The organism is Pseudomonas sp. GW821-FHT09E12 (assembly GCF_059416085.1).
In genome coordinates this window covers 53768-76570 of the sequence record NZ_JBWKOM010000013.1, presented here as the reverse complement: position 1 = coordinate 76570, position 22803 = coordinate 53768, and the positions used below count along the sequence as shown (strand labels likewise).

The following is a 22803-nucleotide window of genomic DNA, read 5'->3' as shown; positions in this document are numbered from 1 at the left end:
TCGGCGTAGGAGCGAGGCTTGCCCGCGAAGGCGTCTCGCCAGACACATCCCGAACAACAGCCAACCACCGTCCCCTCCTTCTTCGATCTAGCCTTGAAAGCACGATCAAGGAGGATCGCCCATGCCCCGCAAATATCACGCTCACCGCCTGCGCAGCGGACGTTACTCGCAGCCTGGTCAAATCTATGTCCTCACCTCCGTCACGCAAAACCGGGAACCGCTATTCAGCGACTTCCACTCGGGCCGCCTGGTCGTGGCTGCGTTCAAGCAGGCCGAACGGGAGCAGTTCGTCTGCTCACTGGCCTTTGTCGTCATGCCCGATCATTTTCACTGGTTGGTCGAGCTGCGTGACACGACGTTGCCCGTGTTAATGGGCAGGACCCGCTCGCGCATTTGCGTATCGGTGAACCGCCAGCGACAACGCAAAGGGGCGGTGTGGCAACGTGGCTACCATGATCGGGGCATTCGCAAGACGGAGGATCTGCAGGCCGTGGCGCGGTATATCGTGGCCAACCCGTTACGCGCGGGGTTGGTGAGGAGGGTGGGCGATTATTCGCTTTGGGATGCGATCTGGGTTTGACGTTCTGGCCTCTTCGCGGGCAAGCCTCGCTCCTGTGGGAGGAGAAGCCCGCGATGGCCGGTGGCTCAGCGCTGCAGGAATGCCTGATGCAGCTCATCCAGGGTCTGGAAGTGGTAGGCCGGGGCCTCGGCGCTCAGTTCTTCGTGGCTGCCGAAGCCATAACCCACCGCCGCCGCATCCAGCCCGTTACGGCGGGCGCCGATCAGGTCGTGTTTGCGGTCGCCGATCATCAGGGTATCGCTCGGGTCCAGGCCTTCCTCGCTGACCAGGTGGCGGATCAGCTCGACCTTGTCGGTGCGGGTGCCGTCCAGTTCGCTGCCGTAGATCACCTTGAAGTGCCGGGCGAAGTCGAAGTGCCGGGCGATCTCGCGGGCGAACACCCATGGCTTGGACGTCGCGATGTACAGCTGGCGGCCCTGCCCACTGAGGGTTTCCAGCAGGGGCGTGACGCCGTCGAACACACGGTTCTCATACAGGCCGGTAACCTTGAAACGCTCACGGTAGAAATTCACCGCCTCCCAGGCCCTGGCTTCGTCGAAGCCGTAGAACTGCATGAACGCCTGCAGCAGCGGCGGACCGATGAAGTGTTCCAGCTTGCTCAGGTCGGGTTCGTCGATGCCCAGCTTGCCGAGGGCGAACTGGATCGAGCGGGTGATGCCTTCGCGCGGGTCGGTCAGGGTGCCATCGAGGTCGAACAGAACGGTTTGGTAATGCATGGGAATTCCTGGGCAGTGGGTCGGGGCTCAAGCCTGGTCGTAGCCTTCGGCCAGGTGCAGGTCCTTGAGCTTCACGTAGTTGGCGGCGCTGTAGGTGAAGAAGGCGCGTTCCTTGTCGGTCAGCGGGCGGGCCTGTTTCACCGGGCTGCCCACATAGAGGAAGCCGCTTTCCAGGCGTTTTCCCGGCGGCACCAGGCTGCCGGCGCCGACGATCACATCGTCTTCCACCACCGCGCCGTCCATGACGATGCTGCCCATGCCGATCAGCACCCGGCTGCCGACGCTGCAACCGTGCAGCATCACCTTGTGGGCGATGGTCACGTCGTCGCCGATCAGCAGCGGGAAGCCGTCCGGGTTGAAGGGGCCAGCGTGGGTGATGTGCAGCACGCTGCCGTCCTGCACGCTGGTGCGGGCGCCGATGCGGATGCGATGCATATCGCCGCGGATCACCGTCAGTGGCCAGACCGAGCTGTCGGCGCCGATTTCGACGTCGCCGATCACCACCGCCGAGCGGTCGACGAAGGCCCGCGGGCCAAGGATGGGCGTGTGGTGCTGATAGCTGCGAATGGCCAAGTTGGATACCTGCTCTGACATTTATTAATGGGGTCGATAGCTGCGGTGGGCGTCGATTGTAATTAAGATGGCCCAATGTTTCTTCCAGCCAAGGTGCCAACCGTGAGTGTGAACAACCCTCTTCTGCAGCCCTACGACCTGCCGCCGTTTTCGGCGATCCGCGCCGAGCACGTACAGCCGGCCATCGAACAGATCCTGGCTGACAACCGCGCCGCCATCGCTGAAATCCTCAAGAACCAGGGCGCGCAACCGACCTGGGCCGGCCTGGTTCTGGCCATGGACGAACTCAACGACCGCCTGGGCGCGGCCTGGAGTCCGGTCAGCCACCTCAATGCCGTGTGCAACAGCGCCGAATTGCGCGAGGCCTACGAGTCCTGCCTGCCGGCCCTGAGCGCCTATTCCACCGAGCTGGGGCAGAACCGCGAGCTGTTCCAGGCCTTCGAAGCCCTGGCGAGCAGCCCGCAAGCCGCCGGTTTCGACATGGCGCAGAAAACTATCCTGGAACACTCCCTGCGTGACTTCCGCCTGTCGGGTATCGACCTGCCGCCAGAGCAGCAGAAGCGCTACGCCGAAGTGCAGAGCAAGCTTTCCGAGCTGGGCAGCCGCTTCTCCAACCAGCTGCTCGACGCCACCCAGGCCTGGACCAAGCACGTCACCGACGAAGCGGCCCTGGCCGGCTTGACCGCCTCGGCCAAGGCGCAGATGGCTGCCGCGGCCCAGGCCAAGGACCTGCAAGGCTGGCTGATCACCCTGGAATTCCCCAGCTACTACGCGGTAATGACCTACGCCGAAGACCGCGCGCTGCGCGAAGAAGTCTACGCTGCCTACTGCACCCGCGCCTCGGACCAGGGCCCGAACGCCGGCCAGAATGACAACGGCCCGGTCATGCAGGAAATCCTCGACCTGCGCCAGGAACTGGCCCAGCTGCTGGGCTACGCCAACTTCGCCGAGCTGAGCCTGGCCACCAAGATGGCCGAGTCCAGCGACCAGGTGCTGAGCTTCCTGCGGGACCTGGCCAAGCGCAGCAAGCCGTTCGCCGCCCAGGACCTGCAACAGCTCAAGGCCTACGCCGCCGAGCAAGGCTGCGCGGACCTGCAAAGCTGGGACAGCGGTTTCTACGGCGAGAAGCTGCGCGAGCAGCGCTACAGCGTGGCCCAGGAAACCCTGCGCGCCTACTTCCCGATCGACAAGGTGCTCGGCGGCCTGTTCGCCATCGTCCAGCGCCTGTACGGCATCGAGATCGCCGAACTGAAAGGCTTCGACAGCTGGCACCCGGACGTGCGCCTGTTCGAGATCAAGGAAAACGGCCAGCACGTGGGCCGCTTCTTCTTCGACCTGTATGCCCGCGCCAACAAGCGTGGCGGTGCCTGGATGGACGGCGCCCGCGACCGTCGCCGCACCATTGATGGTGTACTGCAAAGCCCGGTGGCCAACCTGGTGTGCAACTTCGCCCCGGCCGACAGCGGCAAGCCTGCCCTGCTGACCCACGATGAAGTCACCACCCTGTTCCACGAATTTGGTCACGGCCTGCACCACCTGCTGACCCGCGTCGAACATGCCGGCGTTTCCGGCATCAACGGCGTGGCCTGGGACGCGGTGGAGCTGCCGAGCCAGTTCATGGAGAACTGGTGCTGGGAGCCGGAAGGCCTGGCGCTGATCTCCGGTCACTATGAAACCGGCGAGCCGCTGCCCCAGGACCTGCTGGAAAAAATGCTCGCGGCGAAGAACTTCCAGTCCGGCCTGATGATGGTGCGCCAGCTGGAATTCTCGCTGTTCGACTTCGAACTGCATGCCACCCATGGCGACGGCCGTAGCGTGCTGCAGGTGCTCGAAGGCGTGCGCGACGAGGTCTCGGTGATGCGTCCGCCGGCCTACAACCGTTTCCCCAACAGCTTCGCGCACATCTTCGCCGGCGGTTACGCGGCGGGTTACTACAGCTACAAGTGGGCCGAAGTGCTGTCGGCCGATGCCTTCTCGAAGTTCGAGGAAGAAGGCGTGCTGAATGCCGAGACCGGTCGCGCGTTCCGCGAGGCGATCCTGGCCCGTGGCGGTTCCCAGGAGCCGATGGTGCTGTTCGTCGACTTCCGCGGACGCGCACCGTCGATTGACGCACTCTTGCGCCACAGCGGCCTCACCGAGGACGCAGCGGCATGAGCGAGGGGCCAGTGAAGACGAAAAAACGCTTTATCGCCGGGGCGGTCTGCCCGGCGTGCAGCGAGCAGGACAAGTTGATGATGTGGAGCGAAGACGACGTTCCCCATCGCGAGTGCGTGGCCTGCGGTTATTCCGACACCCTGAATGAACAGGGGCTGTCGGTGCCCAAGGAACTGGGCACGCGGGTCAACACCACGGCCCTCAAGGCGCCGGACGCCAAGGTCCAGTCGGTGCAGTTTTTTCCCAACCCCAAGTTGAAGAAAAAGACCGACGAGCCCAAGTAACTGCAAATCCCCTATAGGAGCGCAGCTTGCGCGCGATAGCGGTGTATCAGAGACACCGCGGTGCTTTGATCGCCAGCAAGCTTGGCTCCTACCGGGAGGCGGTCGAAGCTCAATTCTGCAGCCCCACGCAGCCGGTCAATTCGCCGGCTTGCTGGCGCTCACCGTCTCGAACCAGCTTTTCACCGAACAGGTGGCGAACACGCTGGTGCTGCAATCGCCATTGGCCAGGGCAGTGCGCAATTTGTCGACATCGGCCTGCATCATGTAGCGAATGCCGTCCTTGAAGTGGGAACTGTCGCCAAACCCGCCTCCGGTCATTTCATTCAGCGCCTCCTCCTTGCTCCAGCCCTGAATCACCACCCGATACATCGCCGACATCAGCCCGGTGCGGTCCGAGCCGTGCTTGCAGTGCATCAGCACCGGGCCCTCGCTTTCGGCGTTCTGGATCGCGCGCAAGGCCGCCAGCACATCGGCGTCATCCACGTGATTGGTCCGGTAAGGCAATTGCACCTGCTTGATTGCCGGGGCCTGCAGCCAGCTGGCGTCGGACTCCGGCAGAAAGTTGATTACCGTGCCCACCTTGAGCTTTTCCAGCAAAGGCACGGCGCCGCCGTCCGGCAAGGCGCTGCGGTAGAGCGTCGGTGACATCTGGTACAGGTTGTAGTGGGTTTCCACCGGCTGGGCCCACTGGGCCGGGCGGGTCGCGCCGGTTTCGGCGGCCTGGGCCTGGGGCCAGGCAAGCAGCGTCAGCAGGGACAGGCAGAGGGCGGGAAGGCTACGAAAGTTGTGCATGCGCAAGGCCGTGACCGGAAATGGGAATGGATGGAGCCTAGCTTCCATCCGGGCCGGTCAACGCCCTGTGAGGCGCTCGTCAAAGAAACGTGAAGCCGCTGCGATAGAGGTTTTTTCTCGGCAATCGCGACTTTTTTCCCGCGCAAACGATTTATTCGAATGCTTAGCCTGCTACCATTTGTAACCAAAGTTTGCTGAACTGTGTTTCCCCGGCGCTCCCAATCGCCGCCAGAACGACAAGCCACGCCATGACGCGGCTGCCCAACCCGTGAATGCCTAGTGTGAGGTGCACCCCCCATGTCTGATCACGATCAAGACAACCCGCGGCGTGAGTTTCTGCGCAAATCCCTGACCTTGATCCCGGTGGTCACGGTCGCCAGTACCGGTCTTGGCAGCTCGATGCTGATGGCCGCCCCCGAAGCGCCCAAGCCAGTGGAGCCGGCCCGAACCCCGGTCAGCACCGAGGCTTACCAGCCGACCTATTTCACCGCCGAAGAGTGGGCCTTTGTCCAGGCCGCGGTAGAGCGCCTGATCCCGGCCGACGAACAAGGCCCGGGCGCCCTGGAAGCCGGTGTGCCGGAATACATCGACCGGCAGATGAACACCCCCTACGCCGCGGGTGCCCTGTGGTACATGCAAGGCCCGTTCAACGCCGACGCCGCGCCGGAGATGGGCTGGCAGAGCAAGCTGGTACCCAAGGAGATCTATCGCCTGGGCATTGCCGCGACGGATGCATGGTCGAAAGCCTTCAACGGTAAAACATTTGCCGCGCAAGACAGCGCTACCCGAGACGATTTGCTCAAGCAGCTCGAAGCGGGAAAGCCCCCATTCGACAGCGTTCCGCCGAAGATTTTCTTCAACCTTTTGCTGCAAAACACCAAGGAAGGGTTCTTCTGCGACCCGATCCACGGCGGCAATAAAGGCATGGTCGGCTGGACCTTGATTGGCTTCCCCGGCGCGCGCGCCGATTTCATGGACTGGGTGGAACGCAACGAGCAATACCCTTTCCCGGCAGTGTCGATTCGCGGCGAGAGGGCTTGAGCATGGCAACGGTAATGAAGAAGGTCGACGCGGTGATCGTCGGGTTTGGCTGGACCGGCGCGATCATGGCCAAGGAGCTGACCGAGGCCGGGCTCAACGTGCTGGCGCTGGAGCGCGGGCCGATGCAGGACACCTACCCGGACGGCAACTACCCGCAGGTGATCGACGAACTCACCTACAGCGTGCGCAAGAAGCTCTTCCAGGACATCTCCCGGGAGACGGTGACCATTCGCCACAGCGTCAACGACGTGGCCCTGCCGAACCGCCAGTTGGGCGCGTTCCTGCCGGGCAACGGCGTCGGCGGTGCCGGCCTGCACTGGTCCGGCGTGCATTTTCGCGCCGACCCGATCGAGCTGCGTATGCGCAGCCACTATGAAGAACGCTACGGCAAGAACTTCATCCCCAAGGACATGACCATCCAGGACTTCGGCGTCACCTACGAAGAGCTGGAGCCGTTCTTCGACTACGCGGAAAAAGTCTTCGGCACCTCGGGCCAGGCCTGGACAGTGAAAGGCCAGCTGGTCGGTGAAGGCAAGGGCGGCAACCCTTACGCGCCGGACCGTTCGGAGCACTTCCCGCTGGAGTCGCAGAAGAACACCTACTCCGCCCAGCTGTTCCAGAAAGCTGCCGGCGAAGTCGGCTACAAGCCCTACAACCTGCCGTCGGCCAACACCTCGGGGCCGTACACCAACCCCTATGGCGCGCAAATGGGGCCGTGCAACTTCTGCGGGTTCTGCAGCGGCTACGTCTGCTACATGTACTCCAAGGCTTCGCCGAACGTGAACATCCTGCCGGCCCTCAAGCCGCTGCCGAATTTCGAGTTGCGCCCCAACTCCCACGTGCTCAAGGTCAACCTCGACAGCACCAAGACCCGTGCCACCGGCGTTACCTACATCGACGGCCAGGGCCGGGAGATCGAGCAGCCGGCGGACCTGGTGATCCTCGGTGCCTTCCAGTTCCATAACGTGCGCCTGATGCTGTTGTCCGGCATCGGCAAGCCCTACGATCCGATCACCGGTGAAGGCGTGGTGGGCAAGAACTTCGCCTACCAGAACATGGCCACCATCAAGGCCTACTTCGACAAGGACGTGCACACCAACAACTTCATCGGCGCCGGCGGCAATGGCGTGGCGGTGGACGACTTCAACGCCGACAACTTCGACCACGGCCCCCACGGCTTCGTCGGCGGTTCGCCGTTCTGGGTCAACCAGGCCGGCAGCCGGCCGATCGCCGGCACCTCCAACCCGCCGGGCACTCCGGCCTGGGGCAGCGCCTGGAAGAAGGCCACCGCCGACTACTACACCCACCAGGTGTCGATGGACGCCCACGGTGCCCACCAGTCCTATCGTGGCAACTACCTCGATCTCGACCCGGTGTACCGCGATGCCTACGGCCTGCCGCTGCTGCGCATGACCTTCGACTGGCAGGAAAACGACATCAAGATGAACCGCTTCATGGTCGAGAAGATGGGCAAGATCGCCGAGGCGATGAACCCCAAGGCCATCGCGGTGCTGGGCAAGAAGGTCGGCGAGCACTTCAACACCGCGTCCTACCAGACCACCCACCTCAACGGTGGCGCGATCATGGGCACCGATCCGAAAACCAGTGCCTTGAACCGTTACCTGCAGAGCTGGGACGTGCACAACGTGTTCGTCCCGGGCGCTTCGGCCTTCCCCCAGGGCCTGGGCTACAACCCGACCGGCCTGGTGGCCGCGTTGACCTACTGGTCGGCCCGCGCGATCCGCGAGCAGTACCTGAAAAACCCCGGCCCGCTGGTCCAGGCATAAGGAGCGATGACCATGAAAACCCTCGTTATCGCGACCCTGGCGCTGCTCGGCAGCGCTTCCCTCTGCGCCGCCGAAACCGATCGGCAAGCCTTGATCAAACAGGGCGAATACCTGGCCCGTGCCGGTGACTGCGTGGCCTGCCATACCGCCAAGGACGGCAAGCCGTTCGCCGGCGGCCTGCCGATGGAAACCCCGATCGGCACGATCTACTCCACCAACATCACCCCGGACAAGACCGGCATCGGCGAGTACAGCTTCGACGACTTCGACAAGGCCGTGCGCCATGGCGTGGCCAAGAGCGGCAGCAGCCTGTACCCGGCCATGCCCTACCCGTCCTATGCGCGGGTCAGCGACGCCGACATGCAGGCGCTGTATGCCTACTTCATGCAAGGCGTGGCGCCGGTGGTCCAGGAGAACCGCGACAGTGACATCCCCTGGCCGCTGAGCATGCGCTGGCCGCTGGCCGGCTGGCGCTGGATGTTCGCGCCGAGCGTAGCGAGCGCGCAAGGCAGCGGCCTGGCGCAGGCTGCGCAAGACCCGGTGGTCAGCCGCGGTGCTTACCTGGTGGAAGGCCTCGGCCATTGTGGCGCCTGTCACACGCCGCGCGCCCTGACCATGCAGGAGAAAGCCCTGAGCGCCAGCGAAGGCAGCCACTTCCTGGCTGGCAGCGCGCCGCTGGAAGGCTGGATTGCCAAGAGCCTGCGCGGTGACCACAAGGACGGTCTCGGCAGCTGGAGCGAAGAGCAGTTGGTGCAGTTCCTCAAGACCGGTCGCAGCGACCGCGGCGCGGTGTTCGGCGGCATGAGCGATGTGGTGGTGCACAGCATGCAGTACATGTCCGCGGACGACCTGACGGCCATCGCCCGTTACCTCAAGTCGCTGCCGGCGGTGGACGCCAACGACCAGCCGCACCAGTACGACAAGGCGGTGGCCGAGGCGTTGTGGAAAGGTGACGACAGCAAGCCGGGGGCGGCGGTGTACATCGACAACTGCGCGGCGTGCCACCGTACCGACGGCCATGGCTATACCCGGGTGTTCCCGGCGCTGGCGGGCAACCCGGTGCTGCAAAGCGCCGATGCCACGTCGTTGATCCACATCGTGCTCAAGGGCGGTACCTTGCCGGCGACCCATACCGCGCCATCGACCTTCACCATGCCGGCCTTCGCCTGGCGCCTGTCGGACCAGGAGGTGGCCGATGTGGTCAACTTCATCCGCACCAGTTGGGGCAACCAGGGTTCCGAGGTGAAGGCCGCGGATGTGGCGGGACTGCGCAAGGGCGACCTGCAAAGCACCTCGAACGATGACCTGGGGCAGGTGACCGCGCACAGCGGTGGCTGATCGACCGCTATGCAATCAGCGCCAACGGCGTGCTCCGCCCGACGGCGCTTTGCAACAGCTCAAACCTCCATTACTGTATATAGATACAGTAATGGAGTGCCTCCCCATGTCCAGCCCCCTGCCCCCACGCGGCCGTGGCACCGCGACCAACCCGCACAACCGTTTTGCGCCCCAGCGCTCGGTGGCCTTCGACGACGGCTGGTACCAGGAAGCCCCGCTGACCCAGGGCACCGAGGTGCGCCTTGAGACGGCGAAATCCATCATCACCCGCAACAGCTCGCCGGACCTGCCTTTCGACCGCTCCATCAACCCCTATCGCGGTTGCGAGCACGGCTGCATCTACTGTTATGCGCGGCCCAGCCACGCCTATTGGGACCTGTCGCCGGGGCTGGACTTCGAGACCAAGCTGATCGCCAAGACCAATGCCGCGGCGATGCTCGAACAGCAGCTGTCCAAGCCCGGTTATAAATGCGCGCCGATCAACCTGGGTTCCAACACCGACCCCTACCAGCCCATCGAACGCGAACACCAGCTGACTCGGCGTACCCTGGAGGTGCTGCTGCGCTACCGGCACCCGGTGACCATCGTCACCAAGGGCTCGTTGATCCTGCGCGACCTCGACCTGTTGGTCGAACTGGCCGAGCAGCGGCTGGTGGCGGTGATGATCAGCCTGACCACCCTGGACGACGAGCTCAAGCGCATCCTCGAACCCCGGGCGGCGGCGCCCAAGGCGCGGTTGCGGGCGATCCGGGTGATGCGCGAGGCGGGAATTCCCGTGGGCGTGTTGTGTTCGCCGATGATTCCGATGATCAACGACAGCGAGCTGGAAAGCCTGCTCGCCGAGGCCCATGCCGCGGGCGCGCAAAGCGCCGCCTACATGATGCTGCGCCTGCCCCTGGAAGTGGCACCGCTGTTCGAGGAATGGCTCAACGCCCACTATCCGCAGCGGGCGGCCCATGTCCTGAGCCTGATCCGCCAGTGTCGCGGCGGCGAGCTGTACGACAGCCGTTTTGGTGCACGGATGCGCGGCGAAGGCCCCTTCGCGGCCCTGCTGGCGCAGCGTTTCGCCAAGGCCAGCAAACGCCTGGGGCTCGATCGGCGCGAAGGCTACAACCTCGATTGCACGGCGTTCTGTCCGCCGGGTGGGCAGATGTCGTTGCTCTAGGACGTATTGGCCTATGGTGGAGTAGAGCCGGTGCACCGTCGTCTATACGCTGGTCATCTTTTGCATCGCCAATAGTGGCGTTTTAGAGCGGCCGGTTCAGTTTGAGTTAAGTTTGGAAGGCTACCTTGTTCACCAAGTGACCGATGGGTCGCTGTCAGCGGGCTGGTTGTTTTTTAATCAATCGCTGGCGTCGTGCCGGATAAAACTGGAAAATTCACCTAATCCGTCAAAAGAGGATGAATCATGAGTGACAAGGATAAACAGCCGTTGGCTGCGTCGGCTTCAGCGTCCCCGGAGGTCGCCGAAAGCGCCGATGCAGCGCTGCAGATAATCGTTGACGGCTTTTTGCATTTTCATCACGAGGTCTTCCCACAGCAGGAAGAACTGTTCAAGAAACTCGCCACGGCCCAGCGGCCGCGGGCGATGTTCATTGCCTGCGCGGATTCGCGCATCGTCCCCGAACTGATTACCCAGAGCGCCCCGGGCGACCTGTTCGTGACCCGCAACGTCGGTAATGTGGTACCGCCTTACGGGCAGATGAACGGCGGTGTGTCCACGGCCATCGAATACGCGGTCATGGCCCTGGGTGTGCACCACATCATCGTTTGCGGCCATTCCGACTGCGGTGCCATGCGCGCGGTGCTCAACCCGCAGAGCCTGGAAAAGATGCCGACGGTCAAAGCCTGGCTGCGCCACGCCGAAGTGGCCAAGACCATGGTCCAGGAGAACTGCGACTGTGCCGATGAGAACGCCAGCATGCATGTGCTGACCGAAGAGAACGTCATCGCCCAGTTGCAGCATTTGCGCACCCACCCTTCGGTGGCTTCGCGCATGGCCAACGGCCAGTTGTTCATCCATGGCTGGGTGTACAACATCGAAACCAGCGAAATCAAAGCCTACGACGCGGATCAAGGGTGTTTCCTGCCGTTGGACGGACGCCATCCGATCCCGGTTGCGACGCCTAAAGCGCGCTTCTAAATCCTCCTAAATCCCAGTGGGGTTCAGCCATGACTGCCGTCTGCGCGGTCAGGCTTTGCCACGCCTGAAGAAAGCTTCGGGAGAATCGTCATGCGTGCAGCACAATTGAAAGCTGTTTTGCCACGGGAGCTGCTCGCTTCCGTGGTGGTGTTTCTGGTGGCCCTGCCCTTGTGCATGGGTATCGCCATCGCTTCCGGCATGCCGCCGGCCAAGGGGTTGATCACCGGGATCATCGGTGGCCTGGTGGTGGGCTGGCTGGCCGGCTCGCCCTTGCAGGTCAGCGGTCCGGCCGCGGGGCTGGCGGTCCTGGTGTTCGAGCTGGTACGCCAGCACGGTATCGCCATGCTCGGGCCGATCCTGCTGCTGGCGGGTTTCCTGCAACTGGTGGCCGGGCGCCTGCGCCTGGGTTGCTGGTTTCGGGTCACGGCGCCAGCGGTGGTCTACGGCATGCTTGCCGGGATCGGGGTGTTGATCGTGCTCTCCCAGGTGCACGTGATGCTCGACGCCCAGCCCCAGGCGTCCGGCCTGGATAACCTCGCGGGCTTCCCCGAGGCGATGGCCCAGGCCTTGCCCAGCCTGGGCGGTGGCTTTGGCTGGCAGGCCGGGCTGCTCGGCCTGTCGACCATGGCGGTGATGTTCCTGTGGGAAAAACTGCGCCCGCATTCGCTGCGCTTCATCCCCGGCGCCCTGTTGGGCGTCGGCCTGGCGACCTTTGCCAGCCTGGCCCTGGCGCTGCAGGTCAAGCGGGTCGAGGTGCCGGCAAACCTTGCCGAGGCGATCGACTGGCTGCGTCCGGCCGACCTGCTCAACCTGGCGGACCCGACACTGCTGATCGCGGCCTTTGCCGTGGCCTTTATCGCCAGCGCCGAAACCCTGCTGTCCGCCGCCGCGGTGGATCGCATGCACAGCGGTACGCGCTCGGATTTCGACCGTGAACTGTCGGCGCAAGGGATCGGCAACATGCTCTGCGGGTTGCTCGGCGCCCTGCCGATGACCGGGGTGATCGTGCGCAGCTCGGCCAACGTCCAGGCGGGCGCAACCACGCGGTTGTCGGCGATCTTCCACGGCTTATGGCTGCTGGCGTTCGTGCTGTTGCTGTCCAGCGTGCTGCAAAGCATTCCGGTGGCCAGCCTGGCGGGTGTGCTGGTGTACACCGGATTCAAGCTGGTGGACCTCAAGTCGTTCCGCAAGCTGGGTCGTTATGGGCCGATGCCGATGCTGATCTACGGCGTGACCGCGCTGGCGATTGTCTTCAGCGACCTGCTGACCGGTGTGCTGATCGGTTTCGGCCTGACCCTGGTGAAGCTGGCCTGGGGCGCTTCGCGGCTGAAGATCAGCCTGGTGGACCTGCCCGCCGAAGGCGAAATGGAACTGCGCCTGGTGGGCGCCGCGACCTTCCTCAAGGTGCCGGCCCTGACCCAGGCGCTGGGCAGCATCCCGCCGGGCACCACGGTGCATGTGCCGCTCAATAACCTGGGCTATATCGACCATGCCTGCCTGGAGCTGCTCGAGGAGTGGGGACGGGCCAATGCGGCCAAGGGCTCGAAGCTGGTAATCGAGTCGCGCGGGTTGAAGCGCCGGCTGGAGGGGCGCTTGCACACCAATGTGGGCGTGAGCCCGGCCTCGAAGCTGGGGGCCAAAGGCCTGAGCCGGGCGTAAGTCTGTAGCCGCTGCCGAAGGCTGCGATAAGGTCCGAAGGACCTTCAGCGTCGGTGATATCGCTGCGACCTTGCCGGTCGATCGCAGCCTGCGGCAGCGGCTACAGGGCCGCCACCTGCAATCCTCAGGCAGCCGGCTGGTCGAGTTCCAGCTCCACGCCCAGTTGGCGCGACAGGCACGGCCAGCGTTTCCAGGCGGCGTCGGTGTCGGGGCTGTTGAGCTTTTCCCGGTAGGCCTCGACCGACTCCAGGGCGAAGCTCTCTTCGTCGAGCATCGCGTCGACCGCATGGTGCACCGCTTCGTCCAGCTGGTTGGCGAAGGTTTCGCCGATCAACTGGTGGGCGATCAGGTTGGCCACCGTGGTGTCCAGGGGAATCAGCGGCTGGCCGAAATGGGTGATGTACAGGTCGTTGACCTCTTCCACCAGGCGATGGGCCAGATAGGCTTCGTCCAGCAGACTGTCCAGGCCTTCGTGACCGGCCATGATGGCGGGCGGCTGGAGGAAGAACTGCTCGGCGATCTTCAGCACCGGCTTGATCTGCGACTCGATACCGGCTTCGCGCGCGACTTCGTTGGCGGCGTCCAGCAGGTCGGGAACCTGATCGATATAAGCGGCGACAAAACGGGTCATCACCCCCTGGGCGTCCACTTCAGGGAGCTGGATGGCGGGGTGCAGGTGTGGCAATTGGGTTTCCAGCTGGCGGCGCAATTGCCCGGTGCCGGACTCATGTTGATGGGCTCGTTGGATCTGCTCGCGCAATGCGGCGGTGTTCATGAATACTCCAGGAAACAAGGGCAATTAATTAGGGAAGACATAAGTTAGCCTGCTCACGAAATCGCTTAAGACGTATTTTTCATAATTATTTCATGGTTAGTCGTCTGGGTTATATCGCTTCGCCATCATTCACCCCCTATCCCTTTCCAACCGTGGCCTATAAGGCAGCGGCAAACTGTTTCAGTGGATTTACGGCACCGCGTTGCGAGGTCGAAGTCGCTGTCTATACTCGGGTCTGAATGAAGTTAGCTGATGACGCCCGACTGCATGCGCAGCGAAGGCTCGGCGGTTTAAGTTCGTAGTCTAGGCAGCCGCTCCCTTGGCCGCAGGTGCAAGCCGGCGGGATAACAAGAACGATAAGGGGAACCCGCAATGATGCGACATCCACAAGTCTGGATGGGCCTCCTGTTGTGGTCGGTATTCAGCCAGGCGCATGGCGCCTGGACCGTGAATATGGCGCCTGGAGCGACTGATATAAGTCACGCGGTATTCGACCTGCACATGACCATCTTCTGGATCTGTGTGGTGATCGGCGTCATTGTCTTTGGCGCCATGTTCTGGTCGATGATCCTGCACCGCCGCTCCACCGGCCAGGTGGCCGCCAAGTTTCACGAAAGCACGACGGTGGAAATCCTCTGGACCGTGGTGCCGCTGCTGATCCTGGTGGCCATGGCCGTTCCCGCCACCGCGACCCTGATCAAGATGTACGACGCCAGCGAACCGGATGTGGACATCCAGATCACCGGCTATCAGTGGAAGTGGCACTACAAATACCTGGGCCAGGACGTCGAGTTCTTCAGCAACCTGACCACTCCCGCCGAACAGATTCATAACCAGAGCGCCAAGGGCGAGCATTATCTGCTGGAAGTCGATCAGCCGCTGGTGCTGCCGATCGGCGCCAAAGTGCGCTTTCTGGTGACCTCCGCCGACGTCATCCATTCCTGGTGGGTCCCGGCCTTCGCGGTCAAGCGCGATGCGATCCCCGGTTTCGTCAACGAAGCCTGGACCCGGGTCGACAAGCCCGGCCTGTATCGCGGCCAGTGCGCCGAACTGTGCGGCAAGGACCATGGCTTCATGCCGATCGTGGTCGACGTGAAGACCCAGGCCGACTACGACACCTGGCTGGGCGAACGCAAGGCCGAAGCCCTCAAGCTCAAGGAACTGACCAGCAAGGAATGGACCCTCGAAGAGCTGGTGGCCCGTGGCGACAAGGTCTACCACACCACCTGCGTGGCCTGTCACCAGGCCGAAGGCCAGGGCCTGCCGCCGATGTTCCCGGCGCTCAAGGGCTCGAAGATCGCCACCGGGCCGGTGGCGGATCACTTGAACATCGTCTTCCACGGCAAGCCCGGCACCGCCATGGCGGCGTTCGGCAAGCAGTTGTCGGAAGTCGATCTGGCAGCGGTGATCACCTACGAACGTAACGCCTGGGGCAACAACAAAGGCGACATGGTGACGCCCAAGGATGTCCTGGCTCTGAAACAGGCGCAAAGCAAATGACCCGGTCCATTGCGTGTTCCCGCAGCCGCTCGGGGCGTGTCGCCCTCGATCGTCCAGCCCAACCGTTTACAGGAGACAGGCCATGAACGCTGTGAGCGATGAGCACGGTCATGCAATCGTTGGCGATCATGACCACACCCACGGCCCCGCCAAGGGCCTGATGCGCTGGGTGCTGACCACCAACCACAAGGACATCGGCACCCTGTACCTGTGGTTCGCCTTCTCCATGTTCCTGCTCGGCGGCTCGTTCGCCATGGTGATCCGCGCCGAGCTGTTCCAGCCCGGCCTGCAGATCGTGCAGCCGGAATTCTTCAACCAGATGACCACCATGCATGGCCTGGTGATGGTCTTCGGCGCGGTGATGCCGGCCTTTGTCGGCCTGGCCAACTGGATGATCCCGCTGATGGTCGGCGCGCCGGACATGGCTCTGCCACGGATGAACAACTTCAGTTTCTGGTTGCTGCCGGCGGCGTTCCTGCTGCTGGTCTCGACCCTGTTCATGCCCGGTGGCGGACCCAACTTCGGCTGGACCTTCTACGCCCCGCTGTCCACCACCTACGCGCCGGAAAGCGTGACCTTCTTCATCTTCGCCATCCACCTGATGGGCATCAGCTCGATCATGGGCGCGATCAACGTGATCGCCACCATCCTCAACCTGCGTGCTCCCGGCATGACCCTGATGAAGATGCCGCTGTTCGTCTGGACCTGGCTGATCACCGCGTTCCTGCTGATCGCGGTGATGCCGGTGCTGGCCGGCTGCGTGACCATGATGCTGATGGACATCCACTTCGGCACCAGCTTCTTCAGCGCCGCCGGCGGCGGTGATCCGGTGCTGTTCCAGCATGTGTTCTGGTTCTTCGGTCACCCCGAGGTGTACATCATGATCCTGCCGGCCTTCGGTGCCGTCAGCGCGATCATCCCGGCCTTCTCGCGCAAGCCGCTGTTCGGCTACACCTCGATGGTCTACGCCACGGCGAGTATCGCCTTCCTGTCGTTCATCGTCTGGGCGCACCACATGTTCGTGGTCGGCATTCCGCTGGTGGGCGAGCTGTTCTTCATGTACGCCACGATGCTTATCGCGGTGCCGACCGGGGTCAAGGTCTTCAACTGGGTCAGCACCATGTGGCAGGGCTCGCTGACCTTCGAGACGCCGATGCTGTTCGCCGTGGCCTTCGTGATCCTGTTCACCATCGGCGGCTTCTCCGGGCTGATGCTGGCCATCGCCCCGGCGGACTTCCAGTACCAGGACACCTATTTCGTGGTCGCGCATTTCCACTATGTGCTGGTGCCGGGCGCGATCTTCGGCATCTTCGCCTCGGCCTATTACTGGCTGCCGAAGTGGACCGGGCACATGTACGACGAAACCCTGGGCAAGCTGCACTTCTGGCTGTCCTTCATCGGTATGAACATGGCGTTCTTCCCGATGCACTTCGTCGGCCTGGCGGGGATGCCGCGGCGGATCCCGGACTACAACCTGCAGTTCGCCGATTTCAACATGGTGTCGTCCATCGGCGCGTTCACCTTCGGCGCGACGCAGATCTTCTTCCTGTTCATCGTCATCAAGTGCATCCGTGGCGGCCAACCCGCACCGGCCAAGCCCTGGGACGGTGCCGAAGGGCTGGAGTGGAGCGTGCCGTCGCCGGCGCCGTACCACACCTTCACCACGCCGCCGGAAGTGAAATGAACAGCCTGGTGCGATGCCCGCTCGCCTCTGAAACAGCAGGAGGTCGCTGATGGCCGAGGTTTCGATGAAGAAGCTGGTCACCCGCCTGTTGCTGGTGGTGGCGGCGATGTTCGTCTTCGGTTTTGCCCTGGTGCCGATCTACGACGTGATGTGCAAGGCGCTGGGCATCAACGGCAAGACCGGCGGGCAGTATTCCGGCGAGCAACAAGTGGATGTCTCGCGCCAGGTGCGCGTGCAGTTCCTGTCGACCAACGCGATCGACATGGTCTGGGACTTCTATCCCAAGGCCGACGACATCGTGGTTCATCCCGGCGCAGTGAACGAGATGATCTTCATTGCCCGCAACCCCAGCGACCGGCCGATGAGCGCCCAGGCGATCCCGAGCATTTCGCCGAGCAGCGCCGCGATGTATTTCCACAAGACCGAATGCTTCTGTTTCACCCAGCAAGTGCTGCAACCCGGTCAGCAGATCGAGATGCCGGTACGTTTCATCGTTGACCGCGACATGCCCAAGGATGTGAAGCACCTGACGCTGGCTTACACGCTGTTCGATATCACCGCGCGTCATCCACCGGTGGCCGTGAGCACCAACACCGGCGGTTAAGACGGTGCCCGATAAGGAGAACAATAAATGGCAACTCATGAGCATTATTACGTTCCCGCCCAGAGCAAGTGGCCGATCATCGCCACGGTGGGTATGTTCGTTACGGTGTTCGGCCTGGCCACCTGGTTCAACGACCTCAAGGCCGCGCGCCCGGAATCCCATGGCCCGCTGATTTTCTTCGTCGGGAGCCTGCTGCTGGCCTACATGCTGTTCGGCTGGTTCGGCGCGGTGATCAAGGAAAGTCGCGCCGGCCTGTACAGCGCCCAGCTGGATCGCTCGTTCCGCTGGGGCATGAGCTGGTTCATCTTTTCCGAAGTGATGTTCTTCATCGCCTTCTTCGGCGCGCTGTTCTACGTGCGCCATATTGCTGGCCCGGCCCTGGGCGGCGAAGGCAGCAAGGGTATCGCGCACATGCTCTGGCCGAACTTCGAGTTCGTCTGGCCATTGCTCGAAAACCCCGATTCCAAGCTGTTCCCGCCGCCCAAGGAAGTCATCAGCCCCTGGGGCCTGCCGCTGCTCAACACCGTGCTGCTGGTGAGTTCCAGCGTCACCGTGACCATCGCCCACCACGCCCTGAAGAACGGCCACCGCGGCGCGCTGAAAATCTGGCTGGCGATCACCGTGCTGCTGGGCTGTGCGTTTCTCGGCTTCCAGGCCGAGGAATACCTGCACGCCTACCACGAGCTGGGGCTGACCCTGGGTTCGGGCATCTACGGCGCCACGTTCTTCATGCTCACCGGCTTTCACGGCGCCCACGTGACCATCGGCACGCTGATTTTGTTCGTGATGCTGATGCGCATCATGAAGGGGCACTTCGACGCCGAGCATCAGTTCGGTTTCGAGGCGGCCAGTTGGTATTGGCACTTCGTCGATGTGGTGTGGATCGGCTTGTTTGTCTTCGTCTACGTGCTCTGAGCGCGGCGTTACCAGGGCGCGTGCGACACCAGCTGGCCGCTGAAGAAACCCCAGGCGATCAAGCCGACGGTGAGCGCGGCCAGGCACACACGAACGGTCAGCGACCTGAGCAGGCGATGGGAGCTGCTGTCGTCCTTGACCAGAAAGAACAGGCCGCTGAACAGGCTGATGAGCGTGGCGATCAGCAACAGGACGATGGCCGCTTTAAGCATGGTGGGCTCCGGGAGAAACGCGATGCGCTTGAGTATAGCCAGTCGATCTCGCCACTTTCGGGCGCTGCCATGAACGGTTTTCGTCCGGGCGTGCTGCCGACCCTGGTGGTGTTGGCGTTGTTGCCGGTGCTGGTGACGCTCGGGTTCTGGCAACTGGGGCGGGGCGAACAGAAGCGCGAGCTGCTGGCCAGCTACGCCGAACGGCGGGTGGCCGAGCCTTTGACCGTGGATGAACTGCAGGCTGCCAGCGATCCGGCTTTCCGTCGGGTGCAATTGCATGGCCGCTTCGATGCGGCCCACAGCCTGTTGCTGGATAACCGCATGCATGAAGGCAAGGTCGGGGTCGAGCTGCTGCAACCCTTTCTCGACCAGGCCAGCGGCCAATGGCTGCTGCTCAACCGTGGCTGGCTGCCCTGGCCGGACCGGCGTACGCCACCCGAATTCAACACCCCGGAACAGTCGTTGAGCCTCGATGCCTGGGTCTATGTCGCCTCCGGCGCGACCTTTCAACTGCACGCCGACCCACTGAATGCCCAGTGGCCGCGGCTGGTGACGACGATCGATCCGGCCAGGCTCTGGAGCGAACTGGGACGCAGCGGTTTTGCCTACGAGCTGCGCCAGGAGGCTGGCCCGGGCGCCTACATGACCGAATGGCCGGTGGTGGCCATGGGGCCGGAAAAACACCTGGGCTACGCCGTGCAGTGGTTCGCCATGGCGCTGGCCCTGTGCGCTTTGTACCTCTATCTCGGATGGCATAACGCAAGGGAGAAACACCATGGGAGCGGCCATGAATCCACCCAACATTTCTGAGGCCCAGGCGCCGCACAACCGGCGTCGCGGACGCTGGCAGCTGCTGCTGATCGTGGCCATGGTGATCGGTCCGATGATCCTCGCCACCGGCATGTACAAGTTGCAGTTCTGGGTGCCGGAAAGCCGCAGCTACCACGGCGATCTGATCGGCAATGGCCAGAGCCGCGCCGACATCGGGGTCCAGGCCGACGAGACGCGCTGGCAGATCCTGGTCACCGCGCCCAGGGACTGCGCCGTGGATTGCCAGCAACTGGTGTACCTGGCGCGGCAGATCCAGATCTCCCTCGGCCGCGACGCCTCCCGGGCCAGCCACGCCCTGGCCGCCGCCCAGCCGCTGGGCGCCGACTACCAGGCCAAGCTGCAGCGCGAGTACCCGCAACTGCAACGCTACCCACTGGATCTGCCGACCTTTACCAAGGGCGCCAGCGACCAGGGGGCGCCGCTGCTGTGGATCGTCGACCCGCACGGCAACCTGGTCCTGCGCTACGACGCCCGGGTCAAGGGCAAGGACTTGCTCAACGACCTGCGCCATCTGCTGAAACTGTCGAACATCGGATAAGGGCATCGTCATGGCCAAACCTGGATTTCGCCTCGCCTTGTTTGCCACCTTGCTGGCGCTGATCGTAGTACTGCTCGGCGCCTACACCCGGCTGACCCACGCCGGCCTCGGCTGCCCGGACTGGCCGGGTTGCTACGGCTTCATCAGCGTGCCGAAAAGCGAAGCCCAGTTGGCCCACGCCGAGCTGCATTTTCCTGACACTCCGGTGGAAGCCCACAAAGGCTGGAACGAGATGATCCACCGCTATTTCGCCGGCACCCTGGGCCTGTTGATCGTGCTGTTGGCGGCACGCTCCTGGACCCACCGGCATCATCCCGGGCAACCGCTGAAACTGCCGCTGTTCCTGCTCTCGGTGGTGTTCGCCCAAGCCTTGTTCGGCATGTGGACGGTGACCCTCAAGCTATGGCCGCAAGTCGTCACCGCGCACCTGCTGGGCGGCTTCGCCACCCTGAGCCTGCTGTTCTTGCTGACGCTACGGCTGTCCGGGGTGCTGCCGGCGCTGATCGTGCCGCGGCGCCTGCAATACTGGGCCACGGCCGGGCTGGTGCTGGTGATCGGGCAGATCGCCCTGGGCGGCTGGGTCAGCTCCAACTACGCGGCGGTGGCCTGCATCGACCTGCCGACCTGTCACGGCCAGTGGTGGCCGGCGGCGGATTTCGCCAATGGCTTTCACCTGACCCAGCACATCGGCCCCAACTACCTGGGCGGGCAGCTCGACAGCGACGCGCGCACGGCCATCCATCTGACCCATCGCATCGGCGCGTTGCTGGTGACCCTGGTGTTGCTCGGCCTGGCCTGGCAACTCAAGCATGTGGGCATGACCCGCCTCGCCGGGCTGGTGCTGGTGGCACTGGCGGCGCAGATCGGCCTTGGCATCAGCAATGTGCTGTTCCACCTGCCGCTGCCGGTGGCCGTGGCGCATAACGCCGGCGGCGCGGCGCTGCTGCTGACTCTGGTGCTGGTCAATTATCACGCCCGCACCAGCCTGGTCCGCGCCCGCTCGCACCTGCCGCTGGGCTGGCGCCTGAGCCCGCGCAAACACGCTGCCGGGCCCATAACCATAAAAGGAGAGATGCCATGGCGACTCTGATCGGCGAGCGTCACCGCCAGGCGATCTGGCGTGACTACCTGGAGCTGACCAAACCCAAAGTGGTGGTGCTGATGCTCATCACCTCGCTGGTAGGCATGTTCCTCGCCACCCGCGCTGGGGTGCCGTGGACGGTGCTGGTGTTCGGCAACCTGGGCATCGCCCTGTGCGCCGGCGCGGCGGCGGCGGTGAACCATGTGGTGGACCGGCGGATCGATGCAGTCATGGCGCGCACCCACAAACGGCCGCTGGCCGAAGGCCGGGTGTCGCCGGCGGCGGCGCTGGGTTTCGCCCTGCTGCTGGCCATCGCCGGGCAAGCCTTGCTGCTGGCGTTCACCAACCCGCTGACCGCCTGGCTGACCCTGGCGTCGTTGCTCGGTTATGCGGTGATCTACACCGGCTTCCTCAAGCGGGCGACCCCGCAGAACATCGTGATCGGCGGCCTGGCCGGGGCCGCGCCGCCGCTGTTGGGCTGGGTCGCGGCCACCGGCCATGTGACCGCCGAACCGCTGCTGCTGGTGCTGATCATCTTCGCCTGGACCCCGCCGCATTTCTGGGCGCTGGCCATTCATCGCAAGGAGGAGTACGCCAAGGCCGACATCCCGATGCTGCCGGTGACCCACGGCGAGCACTACACCAAGGTGCATATCCTGCTCTACACCTGCGCCTTGCTGGCGGTCAGCCTGCTGCCTTATGCGATCCACATGAGCGGCATGCTTTACCTGATTTGTGCCCTGGGCCTGGGCGCGCGCTTTCTGCAATGGGCCTGGGTGCTGTACCGTGGCAGTCGGCCGCACGCGGCGATCAACACCTTCAAGTACTCTATTTATTACTTGTTCCTGCTGTTTATCGCGCTGCTCGTAGACCACTACCTATTGTTGAACCTATGACTCGAACTCAGAAAACCGTCTTTATTCTCGTGGCGCTGGTGGCCCTGGTGCTGGGGCTCACCGTCAACAAAGTGCTGACCGGCAAGAACCAGGGGGATCCGACCGCGTTGATCGACGCCGGGATCATCCTGCTGCCCCAGAGCCGCACCCTGCCGGATGTGAAGATGACCGACCAGGAAGGCCAGCCGGTGGTGCTCAATGAGCTCAAGGGCAAGTGGAGCCTGCTGTTCTTCGGCTACACCTTCTGCCCGGACATCTGCCCGACTACCCTCGCCCAGCTGCGCCAGATCAAGAGCGAGTTGCCCAAGGAGGCGGTGGATAACCTGCAGGTGGTGCTGGTCAGCGTCGACCCGAACCGCGACACGCCGCAGCAGTTGAAACAGTACCTGGGCTACTTCGACAAGGACTTCAAGGGCCTGACCGCGACCTCGGTGGCGGACGTGCAGAAGCTCGCCAACGCGGTGAGCATCCCGTTCATTCCGGCCGATACCAGCAAGCCCAACTACACCGTCGACCACAGCGGCAACCTCGCGGTGATCGGCCCGGACGGCACCCAGCGCGGCTTCATCCGCGCGCCGCTGAACAACCAGAAACTGGTGGCCCAGCTGCCGGTGATGTTGCAGCGCAAGTAACCCGGGACGCCTGAATCCTGTAGCCGCTGTCGCAGGCTGCGATAAGGCGCGTAGCGCCTTCCGAGGGC

Annotated in this window: 23 protein-coding genes; 18 read left to right on the top strand and 5 right to left on the bottom strand. The window is 63.6% G+C overall.

Annotation, left to right across the window (positions count from 1 at the left end; all coding sequences use genetic code 11):
* Positions 1-121: 121 nt before the first annotated feature.
* Complete coding sequence (locus AC07PQ_RS29575) at positions 122-580, top strand: REP-associated tyrosine transposase (RefSeq protein ID WP_087092823.1); 459 nt, start codon at positions 122-124, stop codon at positions 578-580.
* A gap of 65 nt (positions 581-645) precedes the next feature.
* Here the strand turns inward: AC07PQ_RS29575 and AC07PQ_RS29570 are convergent, their stop codons facing one another.
* Positions 646-1296 carry an HAD family hydrolase gene (locus tag AC07PQ_RS29570; protein ID WP_150053049.1) on the bottom strand — a complete coding sequence of 217 codons (651 nt, stop codon included), beginning with the start codon at positions 1294-1296 and terminating at the stop codon, positions 646-648.
* A gap of 27 nt (positions 1297-1323) precedes the next feature.
* On the bottom strand, positions 1324-1869 hold the full coding sequence (locus AC07PQ_RS29565; protein ID WP_037034753.1) for a gamma carbonic anhydrase family protein: 546 nt from the start codon (positions 1867-1869) through the stop codon (positions 1324-1326).
* A gap of 102 nt (positions 1870-1971) precedes the next feature.
* On the opposite strand from AC07PQ_RS29565, the gene prlC reads away from it, so the two are divergent.
* On the top strand, positions 1972-4023 hold the full coding sequence (prlC, locus tag AC07PQ_RS29560) for an oligopeptidase A (protein ID WP_493186692.1): 2052 nt from the start codon (positions 1972-1974) through the stop codon (positions 4021-4023).
* Complete coding sequence (locus AC07PQ_RS29555) at positions 4020-4307, top strand: YheV family putative zinc ribbon protein (protein WP_007926162.1); 288 nt, start codon at positions 4020-4022, stop codon at positions 4305-4307. Before prlC ends, AC07PQ_RS29555 begins: the two co-directional genes overlap by 4 nt.
* Positions 4308-4442: 135 nt before the next feature.
* Here AC07PQ_RS29555 and AC07PQ_RS29550 read toward each other — a convergent pair whose 3' ends face one another.
* Positions 4443-5099, bottom strand: coding sequence for a phosphatase domain-containing protein (locus AC07PQ_RS29550; RefSeq protein ID WP_007924331.1), 657 nt, complete (start codon positions 5097-5099; stop codon positions 4443-4445).
* A gap of 297 nt (positions 5100-5396) precedes the next feature.
* Here AC07PQ_RS29550 and AC07PQ_RS29545 point away from each other — a divergent pair, with 297 nt between their 5' ends.
* The 6 genes from AC07PQ_RS29545 to AC07PQ_RS29520 all read left to right on the top strand — a co-directional run bounded on the left by AC07PQ_RS29545 (position 5397) and on the right by AC07PQ_RS29520 (position 13067).
* Complete coding sequence (locus tag AC07PQ_RS29545; protein WP_009041509.1) at positions 5397-6140, top strand: gluconate 2-dehydrogenase subunit 3 family protein; 744 nt, start codon at positions 5397-5399, stop codon at positions 6138-6140.
* Between the two features lie 2 nt (positions 6141-6142).
* Positions 6143-7927, top strand: a complete 1785-nt coding sequence (locus tag AC07PQ_RS29540) for a GMC family oxidoreductase (protein ID WP_150053044.1) — start codon at positions 6143-6145, stop codon at positions 7925-7927.
* A gap of 12 nt (positions 7928-7939) precedes the next feature.
* Positions 7940-9265, top strand: coding sequence for a c-type cytochrome (locus AC07PQ_RS29535; protein WP_493186691.1), 1326 nt, complete (start codon positions 7940-7942; stop codon positions 9263-9265).
* 106 nt (positions 9266-9371) lie between these two features.
* Positions 9372-10430, top strand: coding sequence for a PA0069 family radical SAM protein (locus AC07PQ_RS29530; protein ID WP_053263239.1), 1059 nt, complete (start codon positions 9372-9374; stop codon positions 10428-10430).
* 243 nt (positions 10431-10673) lie between these two features.
* Positions 10674-11408, top strand: coding sequence for a carbonic anhydrase (locus AC07PQ_RS29525; protein ID WP_007924326.1), 735 nt, complete (start codon positions 10674-10676; stop codon positions 11406-11408).
* Between the two features lie 90 nt (positions 11409-11498).
* The gene (locus AC07PQ_RS29520) at positions 11499-13067 is read left to right on the top strand and encodes a SulP family inorganic anion transporter (protein WP_493186690.1); all 1569 of its coding nucleotides are present in this window, start codon (positions 11499-11501) and stop codon (positions 13065-13067) included.
* Between the two features lie 124 nt (positions 13068-13191).
* On the opposite strand, the gene AC07PQ_RS29515 is transcribed toward AC07PQ_RS29520, so the two are convergent.
* Entirely contained in the window at positions 13192-13842 is a 651-nt protein-coding gene (locus AC07PQ_RS29515; RefSeq protein WP_007924324.1) for a hypothetical protein, read from the bottom strand.
* A 372-nt stretch (positions 13843-14214) separates the two neighbouring features.
* Between AC07PQ_RS29515 and coxB the strand changes: the two genes are divergently transcribed.
* The 4 genes from coxB (at position 14215) to AC07PQ_RS29495 (ending at position 18545) form a co-directional block, all read left to right on the top strand.
* Positions 14215-15342, top strand: a complete 1128-nt coding sequence (gene coxB, locus AC07PQ_RS29510; protein WP_053263243.1) for a cytochrome c oxidase subunit II — start codon at positions 14215-14217, stop codon at positions 15340-15342.
* Between the two features lie 82 nt (positions 15343-15424).
* Positions 15425-17026 carry a cytochrome c oxidase subunit I gene (ctaD, locus tag AC07PQ_RS29505; protein ID WP_007924322.1) on the top strand — a complete coding sequence of 534 codons (1602 nt, stop codon included), beginning with the start codon at positions 15425-15427 and terminating at the stop codon, positions 17024-17026.
* A gap of 49 nt (positions 17027-17075) precedes the next feature.
* Positions 17076-17630, top strand: a complete 555-nt coding sequence (locus tag AC07PQ_RS29500; protein WP_007924321.1) for a cytochrome c oxidase assembly protein — start codon at positions 17076-17078, stop codon at positions 17628-17630.
* Positions 17631-17657: 27 nt separating this feature from the next.
* On the top strand, positions 17658-18545 hold the full coding sequence (locus AC07PQ_RS29495; RefSeq protein ID WP_007924319.1) for a cytochrome c oxidase subunit 3: 888 nt from the start codon (positions 17658-17660) through the stop codon (positions 18543-18545).
* Positions 18546-18553: 8 nt separating this feature from the next.
* On the opposite strand, the gene AC07PQ_RS29490 is transcribed toward AC07PQ_RS29495, so the two are convergent.
* The gene (locus AC07PQ_RS29490) at positions 18554-18757 is read right to left on the bottom strand and encodes a twin transmembrane helix small protein (RefSeq protein WP_007924318.1); all 204 of its coding nucleotides are present in this window, start codon (positions 18755-18757) and stop codon (positions 18554-18556) included.
* Positions 18758-18826: 69 nt separating this feature from the next.
* Between AC07PQ_RS29490 and AC07PQ_RS29485 the strand changes: the two genes are divergently transcribed.
* Genes AC07PQ_RS29485 through AC07PQ_RS29465 form a run of 5 tightly spaced genes read left to right on the top strand, consistent with a single transcriptional unit; the run spans position 18827 to position 22735 of the window.
* Entirely contained in the window at positions 18827-19567 is a 741-nt protein-coding gene (locus AC07PQ_RS29485; RefSeq protein ID WP_493186689.1) for an SURF1 family protein, read from the top strand.
* Positions 19533-20126 (top strand): PA_0111/PP_0108 family redox-active disulfide protein, encoded by a 594-nt coding sequence (locus tag AC07PQ_RS29480; RefSeq protein WP_493186688.1) that lies wholly within the window; start codon positions 19533-19535, stop codon positions 20124-20126. Before AC07PQ_RS29485 ends, AC07PQ_RS29480 begins: the two co-directional genes overlap by 35 nt.
* Before the next feature lie 10 nt (positions 20127-20136).
* Entirely contained in the window at positions 20137-21216 is a 1080-nt protein-coding gene (locus AC07PQ_RS29475) for a COX15/CtaA family protein (protein WP_007924313.1), read from the top strand.
* Positions 21204-22103 carry a heme o synthase gene (gene cyoE / locus AC07PQ_RS29470; protein ID WP_007924310.1) on the top strand — a complete coding sequence of 300 codons (900 nt, stop codon included), beginning with the start codon at positions 21204-21206 and terminating at the stop codon, positions 22101-22103. Before AC07PQ_RS29475 ends, cyoE begins: the two co-directional genes overlap by 13 nt.
* Positions 22100-22735, top strand: coding sequence for an SCO family protein (locus tag AC07PQ_RS29465; protein ID WP_007924309.1), 636 nt, complete (start codon positions 22100-22102; stop codon positions 22733-22735). Before cyoE ends, AC07PQ_RS29465 begins: the two co-directional genes overlap by 4 nt.
* The last annotated feature ends 68 nt before the right edge of the window (positions 22736-22803 follow it).

Excerpts from the sequence above, each read along its gene's own strand:
- AC07PQ_RS29575 (WP_087092823.1), top strand. The coding sequence starts at position 122 with ATGCCCCGCAAATATCACGCTCACCGCCTGCGCAGCGGACGTTACTCG.
- AC07PQ_RS29570 (WP_150053049.1), bottom strand. The coding sequence starts at position 1,296 with ATGCATTACCAAACCGTTCTGTTCGACCTCGATGGCACCCTGACCGAC.
- AC07PQ_RS29555 (WP_007926162.1), top strand. The coding sequence starts at position 4,020 with ATGAGCGAGGGGCCAGTGAAGACGAAAAAACGCTTTATCGCCGGGGCG.
- AC07PQ_RS29550 (WP_007924331.1), bottom strand. The coding sequence starts at position 5,099 with ATGCACAACTTTCGTAGCCTTCCCGCCCTCTGCCTGTCCCTGCTGACG.
- AC07PQ_RS29545 (WP_009041509.1), top strand. The coding sequence starts at position 5,397 with ATGTCTGATCACGATCAAGACAACCCGCGGCGTGAGTTTCTGCGCAAA.
- AC07PQ_RS29540 (WP_150053044.1), top strand. The coding sequence starts at position 6,143 with ATGGCAACGGTAATGAAGAAGGTCGACGCGGTGATCGTCGGGTTTGGC.
- AC07PQ_RS29535 (WP_493186691.1), top strand. The coding sequence starts at position 7,940 with ATGAAAACCCTCGTTATCGCGACCCTGGCGCTGCTCGGCAGCGCTTCC.
- AC07PQ_RS29530 (WP_053263239.1), top strand. The coding sequence starts at position 9,372 with ATGTCCAGCCCCCTGCCCCCACGCGGCCGTGGCACCGCGACCAACCCG.
- AC07PQ_RS29525 (WP_007924326.1), top strand. The coding sequence starts at position 10,674 with ATGAGTGACAAGGATAAACAGCCGTTGGCTGCGTCGGCTTCAGCGTCC.
- AC07PQ_RS29520 (WP_493186690.1), top strand. The coding sequence starts at position 11,499 with ATGCGTGCAGCACAATTGAAAGCTGTTTTGCCACGGGAGCTGCTCGCT.
- AC07PQ_RS29515 (WP_007924324.1), bottom strand. The coding sequence starts at position 13,842 with ATGAACACCGCCGCATTGCGCGAGCAGATCCAACGAGCCCATCAACAT.
- coxB (WP_053263243.1), top strand. The coding sequence starts at position 14,215 with ATGATGCGACATCCACAAGTCTGGATGGGCCTCCTGTTGTGGTCGGTA.
- ctaD (WP_007924322.1), top strand. The coding sequence starts at position 15,425 with ATGAACGCTGTGAGCGATGAGCACGGTCATGCAATCGTTGGCGATCAT.
- AC07PQ_RS29500 (WP_007924321.1), top strand. The coding sequence starts at position 17,076 with ATGGCCGAGGTTTCGATGAAGAAGCTGGTCACCCGCCTGTTGCTGGTG.
- AC07PQ_RS29495 (WP_007924319.1), top strand. The coding sequence starts at position 17,658 with ATGGCAACTCATGAGCATTATTACGTTCCCGCCCAGAGCAAGTGGCCG.
- AC07PQ_RS29490 (WP_007924318.1), bottom strand. The coding sequence starts at position 18,757 with ATGCTTAAAGCGGCCATCGTCCTGTTGCTGATCGCCACGCTCATCAGC.
- AC07PQ_RS29485 (WP_493186689.1), top strand. The coding sequence starts at position 18,827 with ATGAACGGTTTTCGTCCGGGCGTGCTGCCGACCCTGGTGGTGTTGGCG.
- AC07PQ_RS29480 (WP_493186688.1), top strand. The coding sequence starts at position 19,533 with ATGGGAGCGGCCATGAATCCACCCAACATTTCTGAGGCCCAGGCGCCG.
- AC07PQ_RS29475 (WP_007924313.1), top strand. The coding sequence starts at position 20,137 with ATGGCCAAACCTGGATTTCGCCTCGCCTTGTTTGCCACCTTGCTGGCG.
- cyoE (WP_007924310.1), top strand. The coding sequence starts at position 21,204 with ATGGCGACTCTGATCGGCGAGCGTCACCGCCAGGCGATCTGGCGTGAC.
- AC07PQ_RS29465 (WP_007924309.1), top strand. The coding sequence starts at position 22,100 with ATGACTCGAACTCAGAAAACCGTCTTTATTCTCGTGGCGCTGGTGGCC.